Consider the following 22,701-nt stretch of genomic DNA (forward strand, 5'->3'; position numbering starts at 1 on the left):
TCATGAATACCCAAGTCCGTTTTACCTCACTCGCCCTGGCCCTGATGCTGAGCAGCGGCGCCGCCCTGGCCGCCGACCTGAAGATCGGCGTGTCCATGTCGCAGTTCGATGACACCTACCTGACCTACATGCGCGAGGACATGGACAAGAAAGTCAAAGCCATGGGCGGCGTCGATCTGCAGTTCGTCGATGGCCGCAATGACGTGAACAAACAGCTCGATCAGGTGCAGGAGCTGATTGGCAAGAAGGTCGACGCACTGATCGTCAACCCCGTCGACACCGAAGCCACCGTAAAAATCACCAAGGCCGCCACAGATGCCGGCATTCCGCTGGTCTACGTCAACCGCCGGCCGGACGATCCGAAGCTGCCCGCAGGCGTCGCCTCTGTGACCTCCGACGACAAAGAAGCCGGTCGCATGCAGATGGAGTATCTGGCCAAGAAAATGGACGGCAAAGGCAACGTCGTCATCTTGCTCGGTGAGCTGGCGAACAATTCGACACGCGACCGCACTGCAGGGGTCAAGGAAGTCCTGAAAAACTACCCCAATATCAAGGTGACCCACGAGCAGACCGGCGCCTGGCAGCGGCAGAAAGGCATGGACGTCACCAATGACTGGCTGACCCAGGGCCGCGACTTCAAGGCGGTCATCTCCAACAACGACGAAATGGCCATCGGCGCCGCCATGGCCCTCAAGCAGGCCGGTAAAAAGGGTGAGGTGTTCGTCGCCGGTGTCGATGGCACGCCCGACGGCCTGAGCGCCGTCAAGAAAGGCGACCTCTCCGTCTCGGTGTTCCAGGATGCCAAGGGGCAGGGCGAGGGTGCAATTGATGCTGCCGTGAAACTGGCGAAGAAGGAAACGCTGCCCGAACAGGCCATCGTGATTCCTTTCAAGCTGATCACGCCGGACAACGTCAACACCTTCAAATAACCGCTGACCTCACACCGACTGACAACCGGCAGAGCACCGCCTGGCCGTGCCTCTGCCGACCCTGTCACCCGAGGAGCCTGTGACCATGTTCTCTTCCACAACCGCTTCGGCTTCAACGCACCCGCCCGTCTCCGGGGCGGCGAACGAAGCCGAGCCCTCTTATCTGCTGGAAATCACCAACATCAGCAAGGGTTTCCCCGGGGTGGTAGCGCTGGACAATGTGCAACTGCGCATGCGGCCCGGCAGCGTCTTGGCGCTGATGGGCGAGAACGGCGCGGGCAAGTCCACGCTGATGAAGATCATCGCCGGCATCTACCAGCCCGACACCGGCGAAATCCGCCTGCGCGGCAAGCCGGTGGTGTTTCAGTCGCCGCTGGCGGCGCTGCAATCGGGCATTGCCATGATCCATCAGGAGCTCAACCTGATGCCGCACATGAGCATTGCCGAGAACATCTGGATCGGCCGCGAGCAGCTTAACGGCCTGCACATGGTCGATCACCGCGCGATGCATCGCTGCACGGAAGAATTGCTCGAACGCCTGCGCATCAACCTCGATCCGGAAGAAATGGTCGGCAACCTGAGCATCGCCGAGCGGCAGATGGTCGAGATCGCCAAGGCCGTTTCCTACGACTCCGACGTGCTGATCATGGACGAGCCGACGTCCGCCATCACCGAGACGGAGGTGGCCCACCTGTTTTCGATCATTGCCGACCTGCGCGCCCAGGGTAAGGGCATCATCTACATCACCCACAAGATGAACGAAGTGTTCGCCATTGCCGATGAAGTGGCGGTGTTCCGCGACGGCGCCTACATCGGCCTGCAGCGAGCCGACAGCATGAACGGCGACAGCCTGATTTCCATGATGGTCGGCCGTGAACTGACCCAGTTGTTTCCTGAACGCGACCAGCCCGTGGGCAAGCTACTGCTGTCGGTGCGCGACCTGGCGCTGGACGGTGTGTTCGACGGCGTGTCGTTTGATCTGCACGCGGGGGAGGTGCTTGGCATCGCCGGGCTGATGGGCTCGGGACGCACCAACGTCGCTGAAACGATCTTCGGCATCACCCCGAGCACGCGCGGGGAAATCCTCCTCGACGGCACGCCGATCCGTGTCAGCGACCCGCACTTTGCCATCGAGAAAGGCTTCGCGCTGCTCACCGAAGACCGCAAGCTCAGCGGCCTGTTTCCATGCCTGTCGGTGCTGGAAAACATGGAAATGGCCGTGCTGCGCCATTATGTGGGCAACGGCTTTGTCCATCAGAAAGCCCTGCGCGTGCTGTGCGAAGACATGTGCAAAAAGCTGCGGGTAAAGACGCCGTCCCTGGAGCAGTGCATCGATACGCTGTCCGGCGGCAATCAGCAGAAGGCGTTGCTGGCGCGCTGGCTGATGACCAACCCGCGGGTGCTGATTCTCGATGAGCCGACCCGTGGCATCGACGTCGGCGCCAAGGCCGAGATCTACCGGCTGATTTCCCTGCTCGCCAGCGAAGGCATGGCGGTGATCATGATTTCGTCCGAGCTGCCGGAAGTGCTGGGCATGAGCGACCGGGTCATGGTCATGCACGAAGGCGAAATGATGGGCACCCTCGACCGCGCCGAGGCCACTCAGGAACGGGTCATGCACCTGGCGTCCGGAAACCCTGTTCACTGAATTTCGGGCTGTTGAAGCTCCAATTCGAGCACTGCGCCACGCCCCCAGTAGGGTCGAAAAAGAACAAGAGGCACACATGAAGATGAACGCGATGCTGGAAAACAAACCTGCGCTGGCGCCCCGCAAGCACAAGCGCCGGCTGCCCACCGAACTGAGCATTTTCCTGGTGCTGATCGGCATTGGCCTGATTTTCGAGCTGTTCGGCTGGATCGTCCGCGATCAGAGCTTTCTGATGAATTCCCAGCGGCTGGTGCTGATGATTTTGCAGGTGTCGATCATCGGCCTGCTGGCGATCGGCGTGACCCAAGTCATCATCACCACCGGCATCGACTTGTCGTCAGGCTCGGTGCTGGCGCTGTCAGCGATGATTGCTGCCAGCCTGGCGCAGTCGTCGGACTACACCCGCGCGGTGTTTCCGTCGCTGACCGATCTGCCAGTGTGGGCGCCGGTGATCGCGGGGCTCGGGGTGGGGCTGCTTGCTGGTGCGATCAACGGCAGCATCATCGCCATCACCGGCATCCCGCCATTCATTGCCACACTGGGGATGATGGTCTCGGCGCGGGGCCTGGCCCGCTACTACACGGGTGGTCAGCCGGTGAGCATGCTGAATGATTCCTACACGGCGATCGGCCAGGGCGCCATGCCTGTCATCATCTTTCTGGTGGTGGCGGTGATTTTTCACATCGCCCTGCGTTACACCAAGTACGGCAAATACACCTACGCCATCGGCGGCAACATGCAGGCGGCGCGCACCTCGGGGATCAACGTCAAGCGTCACCTGATCATTGTCTACAGCATCGCCGGTCTGTTGGCAGGGCTGGCCGGGGTAGTGGCGTCGGCGCGGGCAGCCACCGGGCAGGCCGGCATGGGCGTTTCCTACGAACTGGACGCCATTGCCGCTGCGGTCATCGGCGGCACGAGTCTGGCCGGGGGCGTCGGGCGGATCACCGGCACGGTCATCGGCGCCTTGATTCTCGGTGTCATGGCCAGCGGCTTCACCTTCGTCGGCGTCGATGCCTACGTCCAGGACATCATCAAGGGCCTGATCATCGTCGTCGCCGTGGTCATCGATCAGTACCGCAACAAGCGCAAGCTCAAGCGCTAAGCTATAGACGTGCTGCTTAAAGGGCCTGATATCAGGCCCTTTTCGTTTTTCATCGGTTTGAACCGATCACGCAATGGCCGGTCAGACACCATCTGCCGCTTTTCGAGCGCACCCCGACCGGGCGAGCATGTGTTGAAATCCCGGCGCGACCCAATGCCGTCGGGTATTCAAGCCCTTGTTGGACGAATCCTGATCAATTATGTTGCCGAGTACCGAACCCGGCCTTAGACTGCCGCCCCTCGTAAATTGAGTGCCAAGTGGCGCTTCGAGACTACGGCGCTCTTTATGCCAGGTTGAGGCGCACCTTTGAGATCGCCTTAATGCACGTTTTTTTATAGAGAAATCAATGACCAAGGAAAAGTTGCTGGCGATGCCGGCCGATGACTACATGAACGCCGAGCAGCACGCGTTCTTCGTCGACCTGTTGCAAGCCATGAAAGTCGAAATCCACGAGCGCATCGAGCAGAGCCGTATCGCGATCGAAAGCCTGGACACCCCGGCTGACCCAGCCGACGCCGCTTCCGTGGAAGAAGAGCGTCACTGGCTGGTGAACGTGATTGACCGTGACCAGCGCATGCTGCCTCAACTGGAAATGGCCTTGAGCCGCATCGCTGACGACAGCTTCGGCTGGTGCGAAGACAGCGGCGAGCCGATTGGCCTCAAGCGCCTGCTGATCAGCCCGACCACCAAGTACTGCATCGAAGCTCAGGAACGCCACGAGCAAATCGACCGCCACCAGCGTCAGGCGTGATCCCTCGGGTTCGACCGCCTGCAACGGGTGGTCGAGCCGTTCCATTGCGCACCGTCTACTGCGCCCATTCAAGTTCCCCGTCACCGCACATTCCGACCGACCACCACCAATGACTCATGGCGCATGGCCGCTATTTGGGCGTCTAATGCTTTCACAATAATGAAAGCAGGGCAGGTCCCGGACATGGATGCGAAAGGTCGTCACGCAGCAACACCCTCCCACCCCGCGCACGCGTCTGCTGACGGGCAGGTTCGTACCGGTTCGCGCTGGCTGACGCCCGCCCTGCAAAGCCTTGGTCTGTGCCTGCTGTTTGCGGCGATGGCCTGGTTCGATGTATCTGTCTATGTGAGTCTGCCCGTTGCGCTGTTGGTCTTGTGGTTACCAGCGCTGTTCGCCAAACGAACGCCAGAGACCGTGGCAGGTACGAGCGAAGACGGCATGACACGTCTGACCCAGGATCTGTCCCGAAGCACCAGTCACAACGCGTTGTCTGCTGCGGCCGTAGCGTTTTCCGTCAGGCAACTGGCGGGCAAGCTGCAGTCCCAGGTCAATGCGGCCGAGCAAATCGTCAGCAGCGCTGATGTGATGATCACCACCGAGCGCGCCACGTCGACCCTGAGCCAGCAAGCGCTCAGCGCCGCCAGTCAGGCGCGGGAGAGCAGCGGTGCCGGGCTCAGCGTCCTCAATGAATCCATTGGTCTGATGCACCAACTGAGTGAACGGGCCGACAGCAGCCGTGAACTGATCGAAGCACTCAGCCAGCGCAGCGAAGACATTCAGCGTGTCACGGCGGTGATCCAGTCCATCGCCAGCCAGACCAATCTGCTCGCCCTGAACGCTGCCATCGAAGCCGCGCGCGCCGGTGAACACGGCCGTGGCTTTGCCGTGGTGGCCGATGAAGTGCGCGGGCTGGCCGGGCGCACCGCGACGGCGACCAATGAGGTAGGGGAGATGGTGGTTGATATTCAGCAGCGCACCCGTCAGGTGGTCGAGCAGATTCGCCAGTTGTCGGGCGACTTGAGTGGCGGCGTGGCCCAGGTTGAATCCACCGGGAAGCAGTTGGCGAACATCGCCGAGCTGGCCGTTGGCGTCGAGCAACAGGTCGGTGAAATCGCACGGGGCGCCCAGACCAATCAGGAACAATTGAGCAGCCTGTTCGTGGCCGTCGAGCAAATGCGCAGCGACCTTGCCGTCAGCGATGACCAGACCCGGCGCCTGGCGCAGTCGGCGTTGCAAATGGAAGAACAGGCGGAAACCATCAGCGAACGCCTGGCCCAGGTCGGCCTCGATGACTACCACCAGCGCATTTATGACCTTGCCCGGGAAGGCGCCGGCCAGATTGCCGCGAAGTTCGAGCAAGACATCGATCAGGGCCGGGTCAGCCTGACCGACCTGTTCGACCGCACCTATCAGCCCATCGCCAACACTTCGCCGGCCAAGTATCAGACGCGCTTCGACCGCTACACCGATCAGACGCTGCCGGCCATTCAAGAGCCGCTGCTGACCCGTCATGAAGGGCTGGTTTTTGCCATCGCTTGCACCCAGCAGGGTTACGTGCCGACCCACAATCAGGTGTTCAGCCGACCGTTGACGGGCGACACGGCGGTCGACGCGATAAACAACCGTACCAAACGCAAATTCGACGACCGCACCGGCATCCGCTGCGGCAGTCACCAGCAGCCGGTTCTGTTGCAGACCTACACCCGCGACACCGGCGAACTGATGCACGATCTTTCCGTGCCCATCATCGTCAAGGGCCGGCATTGGGGCGGGCTGCGGCTGGGCTATAGGCCGGAGAAAAGCTGAATATCAAGCTGCAAGCTGCAAGCTGCAAGCTGCAAGTGAAGAGCAATGAGCGATGATCGAGCGTCTTGTGGCTTGTGGCTTGCCGCTTGAAGCTTGCAGCTCTTCGCGGAGCGTTAGTTGTGCGAACTAGGCCCTTTAATTATTTAACCGTCCGATATTGGAGTAGGACGCGTCTGAAGTGCAGTTCCATCGGTTGACGGAGCGTCAACTGCGATCATCCTGTGAGTATATGTCCGAATATGTAAGTACTTGTTCGGGACTCATGTCAGTACTCACGGATGAATCAAATGACAAAAATATCCAATACCCACGTAGCAAGCGATTCCCGCACCGACGCGCCCCAAGTCACCGTTCGCCTCGGCGTGTTCTTCGACGGGACCGGTAATAATCGGGTCAATAGCCAGATAGGCGCCGACTGCCAAGCCATGGCGGAAGTGAATGGCGGCGTGCATACAAAAGAGTGCGGGGGGCGACACACTGACCCTGGCAGCAGTTACAGCAACAGCCTCACCAATATCGCGAGACTGGCCGGCTTATATGCACGCCAACGCAAGGCGATCATTAACGCCGATGGCGCTTATGTGTACGGCGCGGTGTATGTCAGTGGTGTTGGTACTACCTCTGGCGGGCGCGATTCCCGCCTGTCGGGTCAGGGCTTTGGGCGCGGTACTACCGGCGTGGTGGCGAAAGTGTCGTGGGGCATCAAAAAACTTGCCGACGAACTCCACATGTTTGAGAGCGATAACCCGGGTTGTGTCATCGGGGCGCTGGAACTGGACGTGTTTGGCTTCAGTCGGGGTGCGGCGTCGGCCCGGCATCTGGCCAACGAAGTGCTGAAAAAATCCCGGGGCGCGCTGGACCCGGTCCTCGATCCCCGCAAGCTGCCGCTGTCGGACAGCTTTTCATGGGCCAGCGGCAGCGTGCGGCTGAAGGTCATTGGGCTGTTCGATACGGTGGCCGCCGTGGGCGGGATTTCCGACCTGGGTAGCGTTCGCGATGCCGTCAATAAACGGGTCAATCTGTTTCTGCCGCCAGGGTGTGCGCAGCAGGTGCTGCACCTGGTCGCCGGCGACGAGCATCGGCGCAACTTTGTGCTTAACAGCGTCAAGCCCGACTGGCCCCGGGAAATCGTGCTCCCCGGCAGCCATTCGGACATCGGCGGCGGCTACCAGCCCCAGGAAGTGGAGAAAGTGTCGTTGTTCCGGCCTCGCCGCAGTCTGGTCAGCGTCAACACGCCGTACGACGCCACAGATGCCTGGCAGCAGGCCCACGCCGAGCTGTCAACGCTCGATGCACAACGCTTGCTCGACCCTGCGGATGAAAGCGCCTCGCTGGGGGTGGAGTGTTTCGAGCGGTTCGGCAGCACCTCACGAGGCGTCAAGACAGTCGTCGCGACAGTGACGCTGGAACGCCGTGTCTACAACCATCTTGCGCTGGTTTATCTGCGGGTGATGCACGCGCTGGCGAGCGAAGAGGGCGTGCCGTTCGTGCCCATCAAGGACTCCGCGGAAATAAGCCTGCCACCGGAGTTGCGTCCCATTGCCGCCAAGCTGCTGAGTCACGCTAAAGGTGAGGGCGGTGCGTTGAGTGATGCCGAGCGAACCCTGTTGTACCGGCGCTACATCCATCGCTCGGCCCACTGGAACAATGCCCGACGCGACGCGCTGGTGGACGGGTTGTTCGTGCATGCCCCTGCGCTCGAAGGGCGGCAGATGTTTACCAATATGGGTCAGCCCGGTTATCCACAGTGAGCAGAGCGCATCAAACCAACCGGTGGCGATGATGGCGGATCAGGAAAAAAATGACGGCCTCCAGGGCCGTCATTTTTATACGTGCGACGTGTCAGGTCGGTGTGTGCAGCAACACGTTCAGCTCGTCGACGATGGGCGCCCAATCGTCATCCAGCTGGATTTTTTCCTTGAGCAGCGCACCTTGATTCGGCGTCCAGAACTCGGCTTCGGACACTTTCACACCTTCAGGCAGCTGATGCTCGGAGACGAATGCGTCGATGCTGGCCTCATCGGACTCCAGCCCCAGTTGTTCAAACAACAGCTCAAGCGACGGTGTCATGATTTCCATTTTTTCTCCCGGACGGGTCGAGGACCCGGATTGGCGTGGTCAGTGAGTAACCTTCTGTTGCATGGGAGTGCCCGGAACGGACAAGAGTTCTAACTGATTGCCTGAAGGGCCGCCGACGCACCACGCGCTTTTAGCAGGACTGGCGTTAGCCGGGAAAGCGTCAGGTGTCACACCGCGAAATCGAGGGTGTCCAATCAGGCTTCTTCCCGGCTGAAGCCGGTCCCACTAAAACATTCCATAGCGTCTTACTGTGTGGAGTCAGGTCAACTGAAACACCCTACGGCGTCAAAAACGTCATCACTGCGGACGAAAGGGATATATCCCCTATAGACTCACTGCCGGTAGAATCCATGCACACGCCAGCGTCCGGTTTCAGGGCGCACCCTTTCTCGTTTCTTTCTCGCCCGGTTCGCTGTACGGGCGAGTTCCTATCATGTTGGGAGTTTGTACATTGGCAGTAGGTAATCTGGATACCCATGCGTTATTCGTGCTCGGCGACGTGCGCGCAAAGTTGGTGAAGCTGTTCCAGGCGCGATTCGTTTATGTCATCGAACAATCCCCTGAAGGCATCTACATGTCTGAGATCGACACCGAAACCGCACTGGTGGTCGATGACAAACCCGGGCTGGACTTGAAGGTGGGCGACCACTTCCGTGCTTCGGTGTTGCCCAGCCGCGAGGGCGGCAAGTTCGAAATCCGTTTCCGTGACATCAAGATGACCATCTACGGCCTGGGCGAATACGCGTTTGTCGAAGTCCCCGAAGGCCACGGCATCGTCTTCAAAGAGTCCCACAGCATCTTCATGGTGTTTGCCGCCCACGAACAGATCCAGTCCGGCCTGAGCAAAGTCCTCAAAGCAGCGACCGCCAAAGCAGCCAAATGGCGCAAGGGCGAACTGACGTTCAAGGCCAGCGAATAAGAGCACCCCTTCAGCAGAACCTGCACACGGACCGCGCCCACATCCCCCACGTACCAAGCGGCGGGTGACGGGGCCGCCTGCGCGATGAAAATCCGCAGACCGGGCTCAATGCCCCTGCTGTCTGCCGTCGCTGACCTCGGGTGGCACGTCGTCACCGGCCATGCGCTTGCGGAACAGCCCGGTGCGCGCCAGCAGCAAAGTGGTCACGGGGACGGTGATTGCGAGCAGGATCGGGATCAGCCAGGCATGCAACACGGGCCCGTCCTTCAGTGCCGAGAAGTAGATGATCGACGCCAGCGCCACGCACCATGCGCCGAGGGTCGAGGCCAGCGCGGGCGGGTGCATGCGCTGGAAAAAGTCCTTCAGGCGCAACAGACCCAACGCGCCGATCAGGCCGAACAGACTGCTGAGCACCAGCAGGGCGGCGGTCAGCACTTCGACCCAGAACGGCAGAACCTGCAACGAATTCATTCGATCACCTCGCCGCGCAACAGAAATTTGGCCAGCGCGAATGAGCCGACGAAGCCGAACAGCGCGATCAGCAGCGCGGCCTCGAAGTAGGTGTCACTGGCGTAACGAATGCCCAGCACCAGCATCATCAGCATCGCCAGGATGTACAGGTAGTCCAGCGCCAGTACCCGGTCCTGCGCCGACGGGCCTTGGAACAGGCGAATCAGGGTCAGGACCATGGCAAGGGTGAACACCGACAACGTAAACAGAATCGCGTTGGTGAGCAGGGCGCTCATTGGAAAATCTCCATCAGTGGCCGTTCGTACGTGCTTTTGAAATGCGCGATGAAGCGCGCTTCGTCGTCCAGGTCGAACACGTGCATCAGCAGCACGCTGCGATCCAGCGCCAGTTCGGACCAGACCGTGCCCGGCACCACCGTGCAGATCATCGCCAGCGCCGCCAGACCGTGGGCATCGTGAAGCTCCAGCGGGACCTTGACGAAAGCCGAGCGGGGCGGACGACGCCCTGCGCGCAGCACGCCCCAGGCGACGGCCAGATTGGACACCACCACATCGCGACCGACCAGCAGGAACAGGCGCAGGGCGACACCGGGTTTGCGAATTCGCGACGGCGACGGGCGCAACGGCGCGAAAATGTAGGGCGCGAAAAAGCCGAGCAGTGCGCCCAGCAGCAGGTTGCCCGGGCTCAGGGACAAATTGAGCAACAGCCACAAACCCCACAGGCACAGCGATAACAGCGGCGCGGGAAACAGGCGCTTCATGGCTGCACCTCCGCCGCTGCCGAAGCAGGCCCCGGTATCGGTCTGGCTGCCTTGACTGACAGCACGTATTGCTGCGGATCATGCAGCGCCTGTGCGGTGTCCTGGGTGTAGTGCAACAGCGCTTGAGCCTTGAACGTCAGCACAATGGCGCAACCCACCAGCAAGGCGATCGGCAGGCATTCGTTGAGCCGCAGCAGCGGCGCCGCGTGTTCCTGAGGCGTCCAGAAACGCTTGATGCCTACACGCACAAACGCAAACAGCGACGTCAAGCCGGAAATAATCAGCAGGGCCACCAGCGTCCAACTGTCACCGCGAATGGCTTCGGCCTTCGCCACATCAAGGCCCAGCGGATTGAGCAGGGCGCTGATCAGCGTCAGCTTGCCAAGGAAACCCGACAGCGGCGGCATGCCGATGATCAATAGCGCGCAGGCAATGAAACTCAAGCCCAGAAACGCCATGGTCCACGGGATCACGTGGCCGACCACGGCTTTCTGCTCGTCATCCAGGTTCGTGCCCGGCACCGGGTGCAGCGACTCCAGCGCCTTGGGCAACTGGTCGGCGTCGTCGTCGAGGGCGATGTCGTTGGCCGAGCGCGAGCGTTCGATCAGCTCCGCCAGCAGGAACAGCGCGCTCAGCGCCAATGTCGAGCTGACCAGATAAAACAGCGCGCCAGCGGTCAGGCTCGGCTGCGCGAAACCGACCGCCGAGAGCAGAATGCCCGCCGACACCAGAATGCTCAGACTGGCCATGCGCTCCAAGCGCTGGGCAGCCACCACGGAAATCGCCGCCACAGTAACGGTCGCCATGCCGCCCCAGATCAGCCAGTCCCCGCCGAAGAACGCCGAGGCGCCGGCCTGACCGGAAAACAGCAGCGTCCACAACCGCAGCAGGGTGTAGAAGCCGACTTTGGTCATGATCGCGAACAGCGCCGCCACCGGTGCGCTGGCAGCGGAATACGCCGGCACCAGCCAGAAATTCAGCGGCCACATGCCGGCCTTGGCCAGAAACGCGACCGCCAGAATGGCCGCGCCTGCGTGCAGCAAGCCCAAATCGCCGTCCGGCACCTGAGGAATTTTCACCGCCAGGTCGGCCAGGTTCAGCGTGCCGGTGACGCCGTAGATCAGCGCCGCGCCGATCAGAAACAGCGACGAGGCCAGCAGGTTGATGGTGATGTAATGCAGGCCCGCCGACACCCGCGCCCGTCCCGAGCCGTGCAGCATCAGGCCGTAGGATGCGGCCAGCAGGACTTCGAAGAACACGAACAGGTTGAACAGGTCGGCGGTGAGAAACGCGCCATACAGCCCCATGAGCTGAATCTGAAACAGGGCGTGGAAGCTGGCGCCGGCGCGATCCCAGCGGGCGAGGGCGAAGAGCAGCGCGCTGAAGGCGACGATGCCGGTCAGCACCAGCATCAATGCTGACAAGTGATCGACCACCAGCACGATGCCGAACGGCGCTTCCCAGTTGCCCGGCAGGTACACGCCGATGGAACCGGTGGTGCCGGTTTTCTGCACCCACATCATCAGCGTGATGGCGATCGCCAAGCCAAGGCCGGTGGAGAACAGGTTGATCCGCGCTTTCAGCGGGCGGTGTTTCTCGCCGAGCCACAGCACCAGCGCAGCGGTGAGCACCGGCAACAGGATCGGCGCGACGATCAGTTGATTCATCACACTCATTCACCCAGCTCCCGGCCGTCGACGTGGTCGTTGCCGGTCAGGCCGCGCGACGCCAGCAGCACCACCAGAAACAGCGCGGTCATGGCGAAGCTGATGACGATGGCCGTCAGCACCAGCGCCTGGGGCAGGGGGTCGGTGTAGTTGAGCAGGTCCTGGGGCACGCCGTCCTTGATGATCGGCTCCTTGCCGATGAACAGGCTGCCCATGCTGAAGATGAACAGATTGACGCCATAGGACAGCAGGCACAGGCCCATGACGACCTGAAAGGTCCGTGGACGCAGGATCAGCCAGACGCCGGAGGCGGCGAGCACGCCGATGGCAATGGCGATGACTTCTTCCATCAGATGGCTCCTTGTGAAATCGGGCTATCGGCCGGGACCGGTTCAATGGGCTGCGGCAGTGACGTCGGGCGATGGCTGCGCACCGACTGGTGAGCCAGCGCCGTGAGGATCAACAGGGTCGAGCCGACCACCACGGCGTACACGCCGATGTCGAAAAACAGGGCGCTGGCGATGTGCAGGTCACCCAGTATCGGCAGGACCACATGGGCGGTGTGGGTGGTCATGAACGGATAACCGAGGGCCATCGAACCCAGCCCCGTCGCCAGCGCGAAGAACAGACCGGTGCCCATCCAGCGCAACGGCCGCAGGCTCATGTTGGCCTCGACCCACTGGGTGCCGGCGACCATGTATTGCAGGATGAACGCCACCGACATCACCAGCCCGGCGACGAAACCGCCACCCGGCTGGTTATGCCCGCGCATGAACAGGTACATCGACACCACGAAAGCCACTGGCAGCAACAGGCGCACCAGCACCGCCGGCACCATCATGAAGCCCAGTGCCGTGTCGGCAGCGTGACGCGGGTTGACCAGATCGGTGACGACGTCACGGGCCAGCAAGCGCTGTTGAGCTGGCAGGGCAATGCTCTCTTTCGGCGGACGGAAGCGGCGCAGCAGCGCGAAGACGGTCAACGCCACTAACGCCAGCACGGTAATCTCGCCGAAAGTATCGAAGCCACGGAAGTCCACCAGCATGACGTTGACGGCATTGGTGCCGCCGCCTTGGGCCAGGGCGCGACTCAGGTAAAACTCGGAAATGGCGTTCGGCGTCGGCCGCGTCAGCATCGCGTAGGACAACACCGCCATGCCGCCGCCCACCGCCACAGCCAGGACGAAATCGCGGATCCGCCGCACCTTGGCCCGGCGTCGCGCCTGGGACGGTGGCGGCACGTTTTCGTTGCGCCGCGGCAGCCAGCGCAGGCCCAGCAGGATCAACACCGTGGTGACGACTTCCACCGCCAGTTGGGTCAGTGCCAGGTCCGGCGCGGAGAACCAGACAAAGGTCACACAGGTCATCAGCCCACAGACGCTGACCATGGTCACGGCCGCCAGCCGGTGATATTTGGCCTGCCACGCAGCGCCGACGGCGCAGGCAATCGCGATCAGCCAGAGCATCACAAATACGCCGGAACCGGGGATCTTCGGTCGATCACCCCAACTCAGCCCGCTCTCGTACATCGGCACGAAACCGGCGACCAGCGCGACCAGAACCATCAGGAAAAGCTGCGCCTGCAAACGGCGTGTGGTCAGCAGCCTCATCAGTCGGCGGGCGCCGCGCATCTTCCACACCAGCACGCGCTCGAACATGCGCTTGCCGTTGAGACGCCACATCAGCGGCGGCCCATTGACTTGCTTGCGCTTGATCGGGCCGCGGAGCAACAGATACAGAACGATGCCAGCCGCCATGGCAATGAGGCTCATGACCATCGGCGCGTTCAGCCCGTGCCAGATCGCCAGACTGTATTCGGGCAATTCCCCGCCCACCACCGGCTGTGCCGCAGCGGCCAGCAACGGGCCAACGGAGTGCGTGGGAAAAATGCCGACGATCAGACAGGCCAGCACCAACAGTTCCACCGGCAGGCGCATCCAGCGCGGCGGCTCATGGGGCGTATGGGGCAGGCGCGTGGCTTTCGGGCCGAAGAACACGTCGACGGTAAAGCGCAGGGAATAGGCCACGCTGAAGATCCCGGCGATCGTGGCGATCACCGGCAGGGCAATCTCGACCCAGTCGGTCGAGGTGATGAACACCGTTTCCGCGAAGAACATTTCCTTGGACAGGAAACCGTTGAGCAGCGGCACCCCGGCCATTGACGCGCTGGCGACCATGGCCAGCGTTGCGGTGTACGGCATCAGCTTGATCAGCCCGCTGAGTTTGCGGATGTCGCGGGTGCCGCTTTCGTGGTCGATGATGCCCGCTGCCATGAACAGCGACGCCTTGAACGTGGCGTGGTTGAGGATGTGAAACACGGCAGCGACGGCGGCCAGGGGACTGTTCAGGCCCAGCAGCAGAGTGATCAGCCCCAGGTGACTGATGGTGGAATAAGCCAGCAGGCCCTTGAGGTCGTTTTGAAACATCGCCGAATAAGCGCCGATGACCAGCGTGGCGGCCCCTGCGCCGCTGACGATCCAGAACCACTGTTCGCTCCCCGATAACGACGGCCACAGGCGCGCGAGCAGGAACACCCCCGCCTTGACCATCGTCGCCGAGTGCAGATACGCCGACACCGGCGTCGGCGCCGCCATGGCGTGGGGCAGCCAGAAATGGAAGGGGAATTGCGCGCTCTTGCTCAGCGCGCCGATCAGGATCAGCGTCAGCAGCACCGGGTACAGCGCGTGGGCGCGAATCGCATCGCCCGACGCCAGCACGCGATCAAGGTCATAGCTGCCGACGACGTGCCCGAGCAGCATCATCCCCACCAGCAGCGCGAGGCCGCCGGCGCCGGTGACCATCAACGCCATGTAAGCGCCGCGCCGGGCGTCGGCGCGGTGGTGCCAGTAGCCGATCAACAGGAACGAGAAAACGCTGGTCAGCTCCCAGAAAAACACGATCTGAATGAGGTTGCCGGACATGACCAGCCCGAGCATGGCGCCCATGAACGCCAGAAAGAAGGAGAAGAAGCGCGGCACCGGGTCGTCCGGCGACATGTAATAACGCGCATACAGCGACACCAGCGCGCCGATCCCCAGCACCAGCATCGAGAACAGCCAGGCAAAGCCGTCCAGGCGCAGGACGAAGTTCAGGCCCAGGCTGGGCAGCCAGAAAAACTCTTCTCGGATGACCCCGCCGTGGGCGATCTGTGGATACCACAGTGCCACCTGCACCGCGCCGATCAAGGCGATCAGGCCGGCGAGGAGGGATTCACTGTTGCGTGCGTTGTGCGGCAAAAGCGCCGCCAGACAGCTGCCGATGAAAGGCAGAAGCAGTAGAACTATCAGGGACATAGGTTTCTAATCTGCGCAGAAATGTCAAGGATCATACGTGCCGGGTCCGGGATGACCAAACGCCAAGATGTCGCAGAATCCTACAAAGTTTGTAGGCAGCAGCGTAGTTGACAGTCTGTGTCGCGTAACGTTGGCGGCTATCTGCCCTACCGTGGGAGCGAGCTTGCTCGCGAAGGGGCCGGGGCAAAGTGCCGATTGGCGACCTGTACCGATTAGGCGACAATGCCGGCCTGTTTTCGGAGCCCCCCTCATGTCTGATTCGATCACCCCCATGTCTGATCCCATTGAAAGCCCCGCCGTCGATGCCGTCCTCGACGCCACCGGCCTCAACTGCCCCGAGCCGGTGATGATGCTGCACCAGAAGGTGCGTGACCTGCCGCCCGGCGGCTTGCTGAAAGTGATCGCCACCGATCCGTCCACACAGCGCGATATCCCCAAATTCTGTGTGTTCCTCGGCCACGAGCTGGTGGACAAACAGGCCGGTGACGGTGAGTTCCTCTACTGGATTCGCAAAAAGCTCGACTGATCAGGTTCTGCCTCCGCTGACGCGTTTCGCATCCCGCTGGCTCGTCGGGGCGCTGGCGCCTACACTGCGGCCACTCCAGGAGCCCTGACATGCGCATAGTTGCCGACGAAAACATTCCCTTGCTCGATGCTTTTTTCGCAGGCGTTGGTGATATCCAGCGTTATCCGGGCCGTACGCTCGACCGCGCTGCCGTCGCCGAGGCCGATATTCTGCTGGTGCGCTCGGTGACCCGGGTCGACCGGGCATTGCTCGAAGGGACGCCGGTGCGCTTTGTCGGCACCTGCACCATCGGCACCGATCACCTCGACCTCGACTACTTCAAGGAAGCCGGCATTCAATGGTCCAGCGCCCCGGGCTGCAACGCCCGTGGCGTGGTGGACTACGTGCTGGGCAGCCTGCTGACCCTGGCGGAAATCGAAGGCGTCGAGCTTGCCAGCCGCACCTACGGCGTCGTGGGGGCGGGGCAGGTCGGCGGTCGCTTGATCAAGGTCTTGCGCGGCCTGGGCTGGAACGTGCTGGTCTGCGACCCGCCCCGACAGGCCAGCGAAGGCGGCGATTACGTCAGCCTCGACGAGATCATCGCCCGTTGCGATGTGATCAGCCTGCACACACCGTTGGATAAAACCGGCGACACGCCCACCTGGCACCTGTTCGACCGCGTCCGTTTGCAGCAGCTCAAGCCAGGTGCCTGGCTGATCAACGCCGCGCGCGGCCCGGTGGTCGACAACAGCGCCCTGCGCGAAGTGCTGCTGGAACGTGAAGACCTGCAAGCGGTGCTGGACGTCTGGGAGAAAGAACCGGCGGTCGACGTCGAACTGGCCGAGCTGTGCGTCATCGGCACGCCGCACATCGCCGGCTACAGCCTCGACGGGCGCCAGCGCGGTACGGCGCAGATCTATCAGGCCCTGTGCGCGCACCTCGGCCAACCGGCGAGCATCAGGCTTGAAGACCTGCTGCCCAAGCCTTGGCTGGCGCAGGTCACTTTGGATGTCGCCACCGACCCGGTGTGGGCGCTGAATACGCTGTGTCGCGGCGTGTACGATCCTCGCCGCGACGACGCCGATTTCCGCCGCAGTCTGGTGGGCGATGCCGAGAGCCAGCGGCTGGCCTTCGATGCGTTGCGCAAGCATTACCCGCCGCGTCGGGAAATCGACGGCCTGCAGGTTCGGATCAACGGCGAGTCGGCGGCCCTGCGTCAGATCGTCGAGGCCCTCGGCGCAACGTTGATCGCCGATTGATTCACACGGTGTATTTCTTGATGTAAGACCACAAGGTCTCGGGCAGTCGTTGCGGAACGTGCTGCCAGAATCGGCGCATTCTCGGGAGTGCGTTATAGGCCTCTCGCCAGGCCTCCTCGCGATCTTCAGCGCGGGTGACAGGGGCTTCGATCAGCGCGATGAAGCTGGCGAAACTGCAAGGGATCGGCAATGCTTCGCTGCGCTCGATCCGGTGCACCTGTTCCTGCACGGTGATCGCCACGCCTTGTTCGTCGGTGAACACGTATGGGGTCAGCGAACTGACCCGGTCACAGCGGCTGCTGCACAGTTTTTTACGGTTCCTCAGTTCACCGAAACCTCGCTCGTACAGGCTGATAGTGGAGCCGCTGACCCTCATACAGGCCTCTTCGAACGCGTTGAGAATCACCTCGGCGTTTTCGATGCTCGTTTCGATCGTGGCGATATCGACAAAGCGCTCCAGAGTCCCGGCTTCCAGCGCGTCAAATGCCCGCTTGATGGTTGAAAGATGAACGAAGTCCTTCTTGCAGCCGATCAGGTGAACGTCAAACTGGTAGTCAGCCAGCTCCTGGCCTGAGATCACCGTGGCGAATGCTTTGGTGTCCAGCGCGGTTTCCATCACGATGTTGAACTTGTTGCTGTGGGCGTAGGCAAAGATGCGGCTGCACAGCTCCCAGATGAACGTCTCCGTGTGTTTGTAGCGGCGCGTCACGTCCTGATCGGCGAAGTCCGCGTAGCGAGGGTGCAGCTCGCGGAAATTCTCCTGGTATAGATGCACGTAGTTGCCGTAGCCCGGGGTTTTGAGCAGCGTGTTGTTGAGCATGTACGTTTTGCCGGAACCCTGCACGCCGGCGACTACGAGAATTTTCGGGGCGGGACTTCCGTCGTCTGCGATGTCCTTCGGAACATCGAACATTGTCGTCACGATGGCCTGGAATACGGATTCAAGTTCTTGTGGGGTGTAGTTGTAATGGGTAGCGCGCATACGAAGTTTCCTTGAGTGAAGTCAGATTGACTGTTGAAGTCTCAAGGACGTAATAGGAGCAGTAGTGGATAGGCAATGGGGATAAACGCACTGTGTATTGCAGGATGTTTAATACGCCCATAAAAAACCCGGCGCGGTGGCCGGGTTTCAAGCAAATCTGCACATCAATCTTGTTTGTCGGGCTGCACCCAGTACTTCTCGCATTCCTGGCAGGCTGCCAGAACCATTTCTTCAGTGATCAGGATTTCCTGCCCGTTTCTATCGAGAATCGCGCCGCCCAGTTGCAGCTCGGGCTGAGGGCGGAACACGGGTTCTTGATTGCTGCTGCTGTGCAAGGTCATGGCCTGTCTCCTCATCAGGTACGTGCGCGTCGATAGTAATCACGGCTGCATGACCAGGCCGTGACAGCATTCCTTGACTGAAACCCGCCTGCAGAGTTCAGCGAAAGCTGACGAGCGTACACGGGGAGGGAGGTGTAGGCTCTGCGGCTGATTCGTCTACCGGGTGTCTTCCATGGCTTCAGTCTTTTCCGGCCGTCAGCGGCATGCCATTCGTCTTGCCCTGCGCATGATCGCGCCGTACCGCAAGCAAGCCATCGGCGCGTTGCTCGCACTGGTGGTCACTGCGGGCATCACGCTGTCCATGGGGCAAGGTATCCGGCTGATGGTCGATCAGGGCTTCATGACCCGTTCACCGACCCTGCTCAATGAAACCATCGGCCTGTTCATGGGACTGGTGGTCGCCCTCGCGGTCGGCACCTTCGCGCGCTTTTATCTGGTGTCGTGGATTGGCGAACGGGTGGTCGCCGATTTGCGCAAGCAGGTGTTCGACCACCTCGTCAGCCTGCATCCCGGTTTCTACGAGAACAATCGCAGCTCGGAAATCCAGTCGCGCCTGACGGCCGACACCACGCTGCTGCAATCGGTGATCGGCTCGTCGCTGTCGATGTTCCTGCGTAACGCGCTGATGGTCATCGGCGGCATCATTCTCCTGTTCTTCACCAACCCCAAGCTGACCAGCATCGTGGTCGTGGCGTTGCCGCTGGTGATCGCGCCGATCCTGATTTTCGGGCGCCGTGTGCGCAGCCTGTCGCGGCAGAGCCAGGACCGCGTCGCGGACGTCGGCAGCTACGTGTCCGAGGCGCTGGGGCAAATCAAGACCGTTCAGGCCTACAACCATCAGGAGCAGGATCGTCAGCGTTTCGCGCAGACCGCCGAAGACGCGTTCGAGACGGCGCGCAAACGGATTCTGCAGCGCTCGTGGCTGATTACCCTGGTGATCGTGCTGGTGCTGGGCGCGGTCGGCGTGATGCTCTGGGTCGGCGGCATGGATGTGATTGCCGGCCGTATCTCAGGCGGCGAGCTGGCGGCGTTCGTGTTCTACAGCTTGATCGTCGGCAGCGCGTTCGGCACCCTCAGCGAGGTCATCGGTGAGATGCAACGGGCAGCGGGCGCAGCAGAGCGCATCACCGAATTGCTGCAGGCGCGCAGCGAAATCACCGCGCCCGCCAGCGATCTGCTTACGCTGCCCGAACGCATCAGTGGTCGCCTGGCGCTGGAAAACCTCAGTTTCGCCTACCCCTCACGGCCGGAGCGCAATGCGGTGGACGGCTTGAGCCTGACCGTCGAAGCGGGGGAAACCCTGGCGCTGGTCGGGCCTTCAGGTGCGGGCAAGTCGACGCTATTCGACCTGCTGCTGCGTTTTTACGACCCGCAGCAGGGACGCGTGTTGATCGAGGGCATCCCCGCCGAACGCCTGGACCCGCTGGACTTGCGCCGTTGCTTCGCTTGGGTGTCGCAAACCCCCGCGCTGTTTTTCGGCTCGGTGGAGGACAACATTCGCTACGGCAACCCGGCGGCCAGCGTCGAGCAAGTGGAAGCGGCAGCGCGGATTGCCCATGCCCATGAGTTCATTCAGCTGCTGCCACAGGGTTATCAGACCCATCTGGGGGACGGCGGCATGGGCTTGTCGGGCGGGCAGCGTCAACGTCTGGCGATTGCTCGGGCCTTGCTGGCCGATGCGCCGATTCTGCTGCTCGACGAAGCCACCAGCGCACTGGATGCCCAGAGCGAGTACCTGATTCAGCAGGCACTGCCGACGTTGATGAAGGGCCGCACGACCCTGGTGATCGCCCATCGGCTGGCGACGGTGCAGAACGCAGACCGCATTGCGGTGATGGATCAGGGGAAATTGGTCGCGGTGGGAACCCACCGTGGGCTGATTGCCAGCAACCCGCTGTACGCGCGGCTGGCCGCCTTGCAGTTCAATGCCGGGGTGGAGCAGGTCGACTGAGTGCCGACCTGCATCTGCGTATCAGTCCTTGCGGTATTCACAGAGGTAGGCGGTTTCTTCGGTCGCTTCGACGTCGAATTTGACGTTCGCCGGAATCTTGAAATCCGTGCCGGCTTCGAAGGTTTCCCAATCATCAGCGCCCGGTAGCAGCACCTTCAGCTCGCCTGAAATCACATGCATGATTTCTCGGTCGCTGGTGCCGAAGTTGTATTTTCCGGGAGCCATGACGCCGATGGTCGCGTCGCCTTCTGCTTGCTTGAAGGCGATGGATTTGACGGTACCGTCGAAATACTCGTTGACCTTGAACATGGCTGATCTCCTTGGAAAGGGCTGGAAAAGGCCGGACAGTATGCCGAACGTACAAAAGGCCGTCATCCGCTTTGGTAAATGCGCCACCCTTCAGCCTGGCATCACCAGCGGTAACAAGCGTGCGGTATTGCGCGCGTCCGACAGTGCCCGGTGTTGCGGACCGTTGAAATGCATTCCCGCCAGTTGCAGCGCGGCGTTAAGGCCGCAGGGTTTTTGCAGGTGACGTGCTTTGGCGAAACGTTGTTTCAGGTTGATGTGGGGCAGGGTAGCCAGTTCGCTGGTGAGCTGGTGCTGACGCCAATCCTGTTGTAGCTGCTGACGGTCGTAATCCCCCCAGCTTGTCCAGGCGACCAGCCGCTCCCGGTGTTGAGCAATCCACCGTTCGAACTGTGGCCATACAGCGGGCAGCGTCGAGGCGCTGTCGATGAAGCTCTGCTGAATGTGCGTCAGCTCACGGCAGAAGGGCGTCAGCAAGGGCCGGCGTACGGGCCGCACGAAACGTTCGAAATGATCGATTTCCCGCCCGTCCTGATTGACCAGTGACGCACCGATTTCGATGATTTCCATCTCCGCCACCGGCCATCCGCCCTCTTCGGTGGTGGCCTCCAGGTCTATCACCAGCCAGTAGGACATCTTCAACTCCTGTTTCGTAACCTGCGGCAGCGCCCTGGAGCGTAGCCAGATGACGGCCGTCACGTCCAACTGCCCGGCGCAGATGATCCATGATTGGGACTCGTGACATGCCGGAAGGTTTGCAGGCGCAGCGTCTTTTGTAGCCCCTGACCCGCATATGGCCGGGACAGCGCTTGCCTGGCCAACGCGGCTCGGCATAAATTGCATGTGCGTCCGGTCCTCATATAAAGCGCGGCGCGGTCGATAACGCAAAGGACACGGACAGCTTCAGCGCTTTTGGCAGGACCGGCTTCAGCCGGGAAAGGGCCGGAAAGGCCGCAAGGGAAAGGGGGCAGCAAGGCGCAAGGAGGGCGAGAATTGGAACGAGAGGCGATCTAGCTTCCGTTTGACCGTTGTCTAATTGATCGCGAACGCATAGCTTACGCACTCCGTTTCGCCTGAGGTGCCCTGTCTTGATGTCCACGCCGATGCGGATGGCTTTTAAAACCCTGCTGTTCACGACCACCACACTGTGGGCCTGGCAGGCGGGTGCGACGCAGATCGTGCGCATTGGTGCGGCGCATTTTCCGCCGTATACGATTCGTCCCGAGCGCGGCGAAGACACTGGATTGCTGCCGCAGATGATCAGCGCACTGAACGCAATGCAGAACGACTACCGCTTCGAGGCAGTGCCCACTTCCATCCCCCGCCGGTTTCGCGATTTCCAGCAGGCGCGCTTCGACATGGCCATTTTCGAAAACCCCGCCTGGGGCTGGAAAGGCATTCCCCATCAAGATGTCGACATGGGTCTCGAAGACGCCGAAGTGTTTGTCGCCCACCGCTTGCAGGGCAGGACCCAGACGTATTTCGATGAGCTGCACGGCAAGCGCCTCGCGCTGTTCAGCGGCTATCACTACGCGTTCGCGCGCTTCGACGCCGACCCTAAATTTCTGGCCGATAACTACAACGCCACGCTGACCTATTCCCACGACAGCAACCTGCTGATGGTGCTGCGTGACCGTGCGGACATCGCGCTGGTGACGCGCTCCTATCTGAGCACGTTCATGTCGAACAACCCGCAGGACGCCGAACAGTTCCTGGTCTCGGACCGCGTGGACCAGGTGTATCGGCACTATGCGCTGCTGCGCCCGGATGCACCCATTAGCGGCGAGCGCTTCAGCGAATTGCTCCGGCAGCTTCGGGAGAACGGGGAAATGTTCAAGATCTTCCAGCCGTTTCGGATCGCTGTGACACCGCAGGCAACTCATCACGCGGTGGCTCAGGGCGAAGATCGGGAAAGGGACTGATGAAGGCA

General features: G+C 61.6%; 22 protein-coding genes. 11 read left to right on the top strand and 11 right to left on the bottom strand.

Annotated elements, in window-relative coordinates; translation table 11 throughout:
- Positions 1-2 precede the first annotated feature (2 nt).
- The 6 genes from FX982_RS14650 (at position 3) to FX982_RS14675 (ending at position 7,990) form a co-directional block, all read left to right on the top strand.
- Positions 3-929 (top strand): sugar ABC transporter substrate-binding protein, encoded by a 927-nt coding sequence (locus tag FX982_RS14650; RefSeq protein ID WP_172611400.1) that lies wholly within the window; start codon positions 3-5, stop codon positions 927-929.
- An 85-nt stretch (positions 930-1,014) separates the two neighbouring features.
- The gene (locus FX982_RS14655) at positions 1,015-2,577 is read left to right on the top strand and encodes a sugar ABC transporter ATP-binding protein (RefSeq protein ID WP_172611401.1); all 1,563 of its coding nucleotides are present in this window, start codon (positions 1,015-1,017) and stop codon (positions 2,575-2,577) included.
- An 82-nt stretch (positions 2,578-2,659) separates the two neighbouring features.
- A complete protein-coding gene (locus FX982_RS14660; protein ID WP_172613062.1) occupies positions 2,660-3,682 on the top strand; it encodes an ABC transporter permease in 1,023 nt (340 codons plus the stop codon).
- Positions 3,683-4,028: 346 nt separating this feature from the next.
- Positions 4,029-4,433: a TraR/DksA family transcriptional regulator gene (locus tag FX982_RS14665; RefSeq protein WP_122537744.1), complete on the top strand. Its 405-nt coding sequence runs from the start codon at positions 4,029-4,031 to the stop codon at positions 4,431-4,433.
- A gap of 318 nt (positions 4,434-4,751) precedes the next feature.
- The gene (locus tag FX982_RS14670; protein ID WP_254074930.1) at positions 4,752-6,239 is read left to right on the top strand and encodes a methyl-accepting chemotaxis protein; all 1,488 of its coding nucleotides are present in this window, start codon (positions 4,752-4,754) and stop codon (positions 6,237-6,239) included.
- A gap of 278 nt (positions 6,240-6,517) precedes the next feature.
- Complete coding sequence (locus FX982_RS14675; RefSeq protein ID WP_438826284.1) at positions 6,518-7,990, top strand: T6SS phospholipase effector Tle1-like catalytic domain-containing protein; 1,473 nt, start codon at positions 6,518-6,520, stop codon at positions 7,988-7,990.
- A gap of 91 nt (positions 7,991-8,081) precedes the next feature.
- Here FX982_RS14675 and FX982_RS14680 read toward each other — a convergent pair whose 3' ends face one another.
- Entirely contained in the window at positions 8,082-8,318 is a 237-nt protein-coding gene (locus tag FX982_RS14680) for a DUF2789 domain-containing protein (protein ID WP_172611404.1), read from the bottom strand.
- A 451-nt stretch (positions 8,319-8,769) separates the two neighbouring features.
- On the opposite strand from FX982_RS14680, the gene FX982_RS14685 reads away from it, so the two are divergent.
- Positions 8,770-9,237: a hypothetical protein gene (locus FX982_RS14685; RefSeq protein WP_172611405.1), complete on the top strand. Its 468-nt coding sequence runs from the start codon at positions 8,770-8,772 to the stop codon at positions 9,235-9,237.
- 105 nt (positions 9,238-9,342) lie between these two features.
- On the opposite strand, the gene FX982_RS14690 is transcribed toward FX982_RS14685, so the two are convergent.
- Genes FX982_RS14690 through FX982_RS14715 form a run of 6 tightly spaced genes read right to left on the bottom strand, consistent with a single transcriptional unit; the run spans position 9,343 to position 15,427 of the window.
- Complete coding sequence (locus tag FX982_RS14690; RefSeq protein WP_172611406.1) at positions 9,343-9,708, bottom strand: Na+/H+ antiporter subunit G; 366 nt, start codon at positions 9,706-9,708, stop codon at positions 9,343-9,345.
- Positions 9,705-9,983 (bottom strand): K+/H+ antiporter subunit F, encoded by a 279-nt coding sequence (locus FX982_RS14695; RefSeq protein ID WP_172611407.1) that lies wholly within the window; start codon positions 9,981-9,983, stop codon positions 9,705-9,707. The genes FX982_RS14690 and FX982_RS14695 overlap by 4 nt, the downstream gene beginning before the upstream one ends.
- Positions 9,980-10,468, bottom strand: coding sequence for a Na+/H+ antiporter subunit E (locus tag FX982_RS14700; RefSeq protein WP_172611408.1), 489 nt, complete (start codon positions 10,466-10,468; stop codon positions 9,980-9,982). Before FX982_RS14700 ends, FX982_RS14695 begins: the two co-directional genes overlap by 4 nt.
- Positions 10,465-12,144, bottom strand: a complete 1,680-nt coding sequence (locus tag FX982_RS14705) for a monovalent cation/H+ antiporter subunit D (protein ID WP_172611409.1) — start codon at positions 12,142-12,144, stop codon at positions 10,465-10,467. The genes FX982_RS14700 and FX982_RS14705 overlap by 4 nt, the downstream gene beginning before the upstream one ends.
- The gene (locus FX982_RS14710; protein ID WP_065986226.1) at positions 12,141-12,485 is read right to left on the bottom strand and encodes a Na+/H+ antiporter subunit C; all 345 of its coding nucleotides are present in this window, start codon (positions 12,483-12,485) and stop codon (positions 12,141-12,143) included. Before FX982_RS14710 ends, FX982_RS14705 begins: the two co-directional genes overlap by 4 nt.
- Positions 12,485-15,427: a monovalent cation/H+ antiporter subunit A gene (locus FX982_RS14715; RefSeq protein ID WP_172611410.1), complete on the bottom strand. Its 2,943-nt coding sequence runs from the start codon at positions 15,425-15,427 to the stop codon at positions 12,485-12,487. The genes FX982_RS14710 and FX982_RS14715 overlap by 1 nt, the downstream gene beginning before the upstream one ends.
- Positions 15,428-15,698: 271 nt before the next feature.
- Here FX982_RS14715 and tusA point away from each other — a divergent pair, with 271 nt between their 5' ends.
- On the top strand, positions 15,699-15,953 hold the full coding sequence (gene tusA / locus FX982_RS14720; RefSeq protein ID WP_065986265.1) for a sulfurtransferase TusA: 255 nt from the start codon (positions 15,699-15,701) through the stop codon (positions 15,951-15,953).
- Positions 15,954-16,042: 89 nt separating this feature from the next.
- Complete coding sequence (gene pdxB / locus FX982_RS14725) at positions 16,043-17,191, top strand: 4-phosphoerythronate dehydrogenase PdxB (protein WP_172611411.1); 1,149 nt, start codon at positions 16,043-16,045, stop codon at positions 17,189-17,191.
- A 1-nt stretch (position 17,192) separates the two neighbouring features.
- On the opposite strand, the gene FX982_RS14730 is transcribed toward pdxB, so the two are convergent.
- Both FX982_RS14730 and FX982_RS14735 read right to left on the bottom strand, forming a co-directional pair.
- A complete protein-coding gene (locus FX982_RS14730) occupies positions 17,193-18,173 on the bottom strand; it encodes a zeta toxin family protein (RefSeq protein ID WP_172611412.1) in 981 nt (326 codons plus the stop codon).
- 164 nt (positions 18,174-18,337) lie between these two features.
- Complete coding sequence (locus FX982_RS14735) at positions 18,338-18,514, bottom strand: PA1571 family protein (protein WP_172611413.1); 177 nt, start codon at positions 18,512-18,514, stop codon at positions 18,338-18,340.
- 172 nt (positions 18,515-18,686) lie between these two features.
- Here FX982_RS14735 and FX982_RS14740 point away from each other — a divergent pair, with 172 nt between their 5' ends.
- A complete protein-coding gene (locus FX982_RS14740; protein WP_172611414.1) occupies positions 18,687-20,465 on the top strand; it encodes an ABC transporter transmembrane domain-containing protein in 1,779 nt (592 codons plus the stop codon).
- Positions 20,466-20,486: 21 nt separating this feature from the next.
- On the opposite strand, the gene FX982_RS14745 is transcribed toward FX982_RS14740, so the two are convergent.
- Together FX982_RS14745 and FX982_RS14750 are read right to left on the bottom strand one after the other, a co-directional pair.
- A complete protein-coding gene (locus FX982_RS14745) occupies positions 20,487-20,774 on the bottom strand; it encodes a pyrimidine/purine nucleoside phosphorylase (protein ID WP_172611415.1) in 288 nt (95 codons plus the stop codon).
- A 90-nt stretch (positions 20,775-20,864) separates the two neighbouring features.
- Complete coding sequence (locus FX982_RS14750) at positions 20,865-21,407, bottom strand: exonuclease domain-containing protein (protein ID WP_172611416.1); 543 nt, start codon at positions 21,405-21,407, stop codon at positions 20,865-20,867.
- A 455-nt stretch (positions 21,408-21,862) separates the two neighbouring features.
- On the opposite strand from FX982_RS14750, the gene FX982_RS14755 reads away from it, so the two are divergent.
- Positions 21,863-22,693, top strand: a complete 831-nt coding sequence (locus FX982_RS14755) for a substrate-binding periplasmic protein (RefSeq protein ID WP_172611417.1) — start codon at positions 21,863-21,865, stop codon at positions 22,691-22,693.
- Positions 22,694-22,701 lie beyond the last annotated feature (8 nt).

This window comes from Pseudomonas graminis, from assembly GCF_013201545.1.
In the GTDB taxonomy this organism is placed as follows: domain Bacteria; phylum Pseudomonadota; class Gammaproteobacteria; order Pseudomonadales; family Pseudomonadaceae; genus Aquipseudomonas.